The organism is Limnospira sp. PMC 289.06 (assembly GCF_032350395.1).
Lineage (GTDB): Bacteria > Cyanobacteriota > Cyanobacteriia > Cyanobacteriales > Microcoleaceae > Limnospira > Limnospira platensis.
In genome coordinates this window covers 1-1,043 of the sequence record NZ_JARPLC010000355.1, presented here as the reverse complement: position 1 = coordinate 1,043, position 1,043 = coordinate 1, and the positions used below count along the sequence as shown (strand labels likewise).

The following is a 1,043-nucleotide window of genomic DNA, read 5'->3' as shown; positions in this document are numbered from 1 at the left end:
CCCGCTATCGCTATCAGGATAAGGGTTTATAGTTATGCGTTCTGACGGATACAGAGCGTCTACATAGCCTACAACCCCTATTCTACCGTTACTTAGGTGTTACTCAAAACCATAACAGGATCCATCAATCTGTAGCCATAAAATAACCCCTAGGGGTTTAATCTAGGGGCATTAATTTATGAAAGGTTGACGATTAGATTAATCTATCTGATAGATAACTCCAAGAAATAATTTAGCTTCAGAGCTATCAATATCAACCCCTAACGCTGTTAACCGTTCTATGGCTACGTTCAACGGTATAGGTAACTTAGAAACCCCTTTGAGAACTTCTAAGGTAGCGTCAATGCCTTCTGTCTTGTATTTACCTTCATTAACGATTGTGCTATGTCCCATAAGTCTAGCTCGTAACTCGATAGGTAATCCATACTTTTCACCTAACAGGTTGTACAGCCTACGAAAAGCATATTTCTGGGTTACCGGGCATTTCATAGAGAAAATTGTGTGGGTAAACTTTTTGTCAAACCCTCCGATTATGGTTCTGGGTTTACTGCCTTTTTTCGGGCTATATTCTGGCAATAAGGGTCTTTTCAATTCCAGGAACTCAAACATTTCAGGGCTGGGAATTGGAGCTACAATCCTTCCCCCTGTTTTGATACTCACTTTCCGACCTTCTGAGTCAGTAAAGTAAGTGTAATCTCCTAATACCAAGTAATTGTCTTGATTATCGGGGTCTGACAGTGCTTTGATAGTGATACCATCATCCGTTACAAATGGCTTAGTTAGATTAACGGCCGCAGCTATCTCGGTAGGCCTTAACCCATACATTACTGCCATACCCGTCACCCATAACCAACTATGCCGGCATGATTGATGTCGTGAGTTTCTGATATCGTAAGCTTCTTGTTTGGTTTTAAACCACCAATCTTTAAAGGCATCGATGCCTATCCGTTGTTTCTTTATGAATTGCGTTTGTTTGGCGTTAATAGGTTCAAGCTGTTTAAGCAAGTGTTCTTTGTTAGGTGATTTCTCAGCTATGGCTTTTA

General features: G+C 40.7%; 1 pseudogene. It reads right to left on the bottom strand.

The annotated features are described in order from the left end of the window. Nucleotides 1-198: 198 nt before the first annotated feature. Nucleotides 199-1,043, bottom strand: a pseudogene (locus P5674_RS25160) (recombinase); the annotation flags it as partial.